Raw genomic sequence first — 4,744 nt, 5'->3', positions numbered from 1 at the left:
TATCGCCTGATCCCGGTCAACATCTCGCAGGGCGAGCAATTCCAGCCGGACTTCCTGCGCATCGCGCCCAACAACCGCATCCCGGCCATGGTCGATCACGCGCCAGCGGACGGCGGCGAAGCCGTCAGCCTGTTCGAGTCCGGCGCCATCCTGCTTTATCTGGCCGACAAGGCCGGCCGCTTCATTGCCGACAGCCTCCGCGGCCGCAACGAAACATTGCAGTGGCTGTTCTGGCAAATGGCCGGGCTGGGGCCGATGGCCGGGCAAAATCACCACTTCACCCAATACGCGCCGGAGAAGCTACCGTATGCGGTGGACCGCTACGTGCGCGAAACCGCTCGCCTGTACCGTGTGCTGGACACCCAACTGGCCGATGGCCGCGATTACATCGCCGGCGAATACTCGATCGCCGACATGGCCTGCTACCCGTGGATTGTTCCGCATGAAAAACAGCGGCAGGATCTGCACGACTTCCCCGCGCTGAAGCGCTGGTTCGAACGCATCGCGGCGCGGTCCGCGGTGCAAAAAGCCTACAAGCTCGCCGAAGGCATCAACACCACCCCCACCCTGACTGATGCCTCGCGCGCCATCCTGTTCGGCCAGGATGGAAAGCCGCGCGGCGGATAGGCATAAAAAAAGCCCCGGCCAGAAGGTCGGGGCAGATTCAACCGACCGCCCTGAGGCCGATTGAAACTCTTGCTCTATTCAGCATAGCCGGTCCGTAGATGCCTGCACCGGCTTTTGCTTAATCGGCGCCGAATTGGCGGCGCAACTCGGCGATATCGTGGCGATGAACGCGCACCGGCAGCAATGCCCGGCGGACAGGCATCGCCTTGCCCAGCACCACTTCTTCCAACGTCAAATCCGTAGCCTCGTCGTCGCGGCCCACCTTGATGCCCATTCGGTTAAGCCTCAGCGTCACCGTCTGCAGGCTGAAATAGTCGGCTGGCTGCTCCAACACTTCGCGCACGGTCCGCAGCAGACCATCCAGGCTGGCCTGCCCGCGCAACTCGTCCAGTTGCGGGCCGATTTCTGCCAGCCGGGCATCCACGCCGGCGGCGGTTTCCGGCAGGCACGCATCGCTAGCCTGGCAGTCCACCACCACGCAGCGGTCTGACTGCAGGGACAGACGTCGCAACTGCAGCCGCGCCTGCTCGGCCTCCAGCTGCTGGCGCGCCTGTTCCAGCAGGCTGAGCCGCCGCGCGATCACCGAGGTCATCACCTCCAGCGCATGGGCGCCGGAATTGCGCCGAAATTGCTCCTGGCTTGGGCTGGGCATCACCAGCCTATGGCCGTCGAAACTCACCACCACCTGCGCCACATCATTGCGCAGCTCGCCGTTCTCCATCGCCACGCCGAAGCGGCTGGTCTCGCTGCGCTGCATCGTCAATAACGCCCAGGCCTCGTCACCGTTGCCGGCGGAGAGGAAGAACTCGTGCAGCGGCCCGCTGCCGTCCAGCAGTTCCAACAGGCTGGACGGTCCGGCAAACAGCAGGCCCAGGCGCGGATCGCGCGAGAAACTCGGCAACGACAAGGTCAGCACCGGCGGCAACTGGGCCATCAGCGTGGACAAATAGGCTTGCGAGGCGCGCATGCCGGGCGTCAGCGCGTCCAGATAGCCCGGCACCAGCCTCAGACGCTTGTCGCACGCGTCGATCAGTTGCTCGATCTGGCCTGCCAGCATCCTGGTCCGCTGCCGGCTTTGTCCGTCCAGACCCAACCTGCGCAGCAATCGCTCGAACATGCCGCCCCCTTGGAAAGATCAGATCAGAATTGCTCGTCGTCGCGCAGATAGCGCCACTGGCCGGTAGGCAGATTGCCCAGCTTGACCTTACCGATGGAGATGCGCTTGAGGCCGACCACCCGCAAACCCACCATTTCGCACATGCGGCGGATCTGGCGCTTCTTGCCTTCGCGCAGCACAAAACGCAACTGGTCCTCATTCTGCCAGCTCACCTTGGCGGGCAGCAGCTTCTTGCCGTCCAGCTCCAGACCGTGGTTGAGCAACGCCAGGCCATTTGCGCTCAGCTCGCCCTCCACCCGCACCAGATACTCCTTCTCCACCGACGAATTTTCGCCTATCAGGTGCTTGGCCACGCGGCCATCCTGGGTCAACACCAAGAGGCCCACCGAATCGATGTCCAGTCGGCCCGCCGGAGCCAGGCCGCGCAGGTGCGAAGCCTGGAAACGTTTGCGGCTGCCATCCTCGGACCAGTGGTTTTCCGGCGTGACCAACACCACCGCCGGCTCATAACCATCTTCAGCCTGGCCGGAAACATAGCCCATCGGCTTGTTCAGCAGAATGGTGACCCGGGCGGATTGGGCATCCTGGGCCTTCTTGTCGACTTCGATCAGGTTGTGCGGCAGCACTTTCTGCCCCAGCACCGCCACTTCGCCATCCACCTTGACCCAACCTTGCTCGATATAGCTGTCAGCCTCCCGGCGCGAACACAGCCCCAGCTCGGCCATGCGTTTTGACAGGCGTACAGGTTCCATTTGTTTTTCCGTAATGAAAAAGCGGACTCCGGTCGCATTGCACGCAGAGGCCGCTTATTGAATTGACCGTTATTGTAGGGGATTGTGCCAGTACTGGCCATGGGCCGCATCAAAATGCCGCATGGGAGGGCCAACTGACAAAGGCCGCCAACGGCGACCTTTGTCCGGTTCTGGATGAACCGCTTGCCGGCGTCGGCTCAGGCGGAAAGCGCGGGAGACGTCCCGCCGGCGCTGACAGCCGGCGACTGAGGCGCGGCCACCGGCACCGGGCCTGCGCCGACCACGCCGCCTTCGCGCGACTTCATGCCGACATACAACACGCTGCTGATGCCGAGCACGCCTAGCCACATCGGGTCTATCGCATAGAAAGCCCCTTGCTCGACCGACTTATAGATGAAGGCAAGGCCGATTCCGATATTGGCCAGCAAGGACTGGTAGCGATGCACGGAAATCCCCTGGCCATCATCCAGTATGTCCTGCAGCCAGCCCCGGGAGCGCCCCAGCGGCGTCGCGCTTGTGCCAGAGGACTGATCCACCAGGCTGGCCAGCCCGGTGGTGCCCGCGCTGATGCCCAGCAAAGCCAGCACCTGCGGCGTGGGCGACAACAGATTGCCCGTGACGATCAGCAGGCTGCCGGCCACCACGGCGACAGCCAGCGTCCACCACAACAACTGGCTGCGCGCCAGGCTGAAAGTCTGCTGCCCGTCGGCCACACCGGGCAGCAGCGGCCCCCGGTCGCGCAAGATGGGGGTTTTCCAGACAATTGCGGCAAACAATACGACGATGAACGCCATATATAGAACGGCATACCCTTGTGCTGTCATATCGGCTCCTTGCTGGGATGGGTTGAAACTCATTCAGCATAGCCGAAGCCGTGCAAGCCGCCGGGAAACCGCATTGTCCAGCAGGACAGGTACCCCGGAGGGAGCCGCCATCCGATGGATTTTATTGAGCGGTCTCGGTCAGCAGCGCCGCAAGCCAGGACTGGACGGCCTCTGGCCCGGCCGGCAGGCCGCCCGCGCGCAAGGCCGCGCCCAAGCGGTCGAGCCACTGCTCGCGCCGCATCGATTGCAAAGCCTGCAGCCTGGCGTTCTCCGCCGTCAGCGCCAGCAACTGCGCCTCCGCCGACTCTTTTTGCAGGCGCGACTCCTGCCTGACGGCTTCGCCCTGCTGTTGCAGCAAATCCAGCCGCGCCTGCAGACCGCCATTTTCCCGCTCCCGCTCCAGCATCCTCTCCCGCCACAGATTCTCCACCTTGGCGCCATCCTGCCGCGCCTGCTGCAGCGCGCCCTCCAGCTTTTGCTGCTGCAGCTTCATTTCCTGCCGCTCGCTCTCCACCTGCTGGTAAAGCCGCACGCGCAGCCCCTCCAGCCGCTCATAAGCCAGAGACTCCTTGCGGCTTGCCTCCTCCTGCGCTTCCCGCAGCTGCTGCTCATGCCGGTCCGCCAGCTCCAGCAGCCGGGATTCCGCCTCCTGGCGCGCCAAATCCTGCGCCTCCCGTTGTAACTCTGCCGCCTGCTGCAGTTCCTGCCGCTCCCGCAGTAGCGACTCCACATGCAATCGCTCCCGCTGCAGACTGCTGTCCAGCTCCACCTGCCGCGCGGCGCGCAGCTCCAGTTCGTGGCGCAGCGACTGCAGCTCGGCAAGCGACTTTTGCTCCCGCTCGTGCAGGCCCTCCACCTGCTGGCGCAGAACCGCCACTTCCGCCTCCACCTCCTGACGGACAGCGCTCAGTTGCTGCTCGGCCTCATCGCAAGCCTTCTGCCATACCTGCTCGAAAGCCTCGGCAAGGCTGGGCGGCCAATCCGGCCTCCGCGACGAGGCGGCCACCCGTCCCAGAAACTCCCGCCGCCATTCTTTGAGCGTATTGTTGATGGTGGTGTTGGAACCGCTTCCCAGCCGGGACCGCACATCCACCACAGTGGGCCACACGCCTTCCCCCACCAGCTCAAACGCCGTCTGGCGGATTCTTGCGTAAATATCTGCAGCCATATTCTTCTCCATGCCCAAATAAGCAACTTTTCATCAGTGTAGCAAAAACAAATAAGTAAATATATTACGTATTACATTAATAATTTACAAAATAATGTTTATTTTTCCGATAATTATACTTATCGGAATTTTTAAGCGGAAAAGCGGCACTGAAAGTAGAACACTCAAAGCTTCAGAGCGAGAATCAGGGCACAAAACAGATCGCCACTCCATATCACAGCGCGAGGTCCGCAAAGCCTGCCGAACCTCCCCCGAC

The 4,744-nt window shown here is 62.7% G+C and carries 5 protein-coding genes; 1 reads left to right on the top strand and 4 read right to left on the bottom strand.

The window, feature by feature from the left end:
* Positions 1-627, top strand: a 627-nt coding sequence (locus tag BI344_RS22325) for a glutathione binding-like protein (protein WP_071114983.1), incomplete at its 5' end; no start/stop codon positions are given.
* Positions 628-745: 118 nt separating this feature from the next.
* Here the strand turns inward: BI344_RS22325 and BI344_RS22320 are convergent.
* From BI344_RS22320 to BI344_RS22305, 4 genes are all read right to left on the bottom strand, one after another.
* Positions 746-1,744, bottom strand: a complete 999-nt coding sequence (locus BI344_RS22320; protein WP_071114982.1) for a hypothetical protein — start codon at positions 1,742-1,744, stop codon at positions 746-748.
* Between the two features lie 23 nt (positions 1,745-1,767).
* Positions 1,768-2,496: a pseudouridine synthase gene (locus BI344_RS22315; RefSeq protein ID WP_071114981.1), complete on the bottom strand. Its 729-nt coding sequence runs from the start codon at positions 2,494-2,496 to the stop codon at positions 1,768-1,770.
* Positions 2,497-2,693: 197 nt separating this feature from the next.
* Positions 2,694-3,320: a hypothetical protein gene (locus BI344_RS22310; protein ID WP_139167120.1), complete on the bottom strand. Its 627-nt coding sequence runs from the start codon at positions 3,318-3,320 to the stop codon at positions 2,694-2,696.
* Positions 3,321-3,441: 121 nt separating this feature from the next.
* Entirely contained in the window at positions 3,442-4,488 is a 1,047-nt protein-coding gene (locus BI344_RS22305) for a DNA-binding protein (RefSeq protein ID WP_158021105.1), read from the bottom strand.
* Positions 4,489-4,744: the final 256 nt, after the last annotated feature.

It is taken from the genome of Chromobacterium sphagni (assembly GCF_001855555.1).
Taxonomy (GTDB): Bacteria; Pseudomonadota; Gammaproteobacteria; order Burkholderiales; family Chromobacteriaceae; genus Chromobacterium; species Chromobacterium sphagni.
This window is presented reverse-complemented; position numbering and strand designations above follow the sequence as displayed.

What these genes read in the sequence shown, in the direction of transcription:
- BI344_RS22320 (WP_071114982.1), bottom strand. Translation starts at nt 1,744, where the DNA reads ATGTTCGAGCGATTGCTGCGCAGGTTGGGTCTGGACGGACAAAGCCGG.
- BI344_RS22310 (WP_139167120.1), bottom strand. Translation starts at nt 3,320, where the DNA reads ATGACAGCACAAGGGTATGCCGTTCTATATATGGCGTTCATCGTCGTA.
- BI344_RS22315 (WP_071114981.1), bottom strand. Translation starts at nt 2,496, where the DNA reads ATGGAACCTGTACGCCTGTCAAAACGCATGGCCGAGCTGGGGCTGTGT.
- BI344_RS22305 (WP_158021105.1), bottom strand. Translation starts at nt 4,488, where the DNA reads ATGGCTGCAGATATTTACGCAAGAATCCGCCAGACGGCGTTTGAGCTG.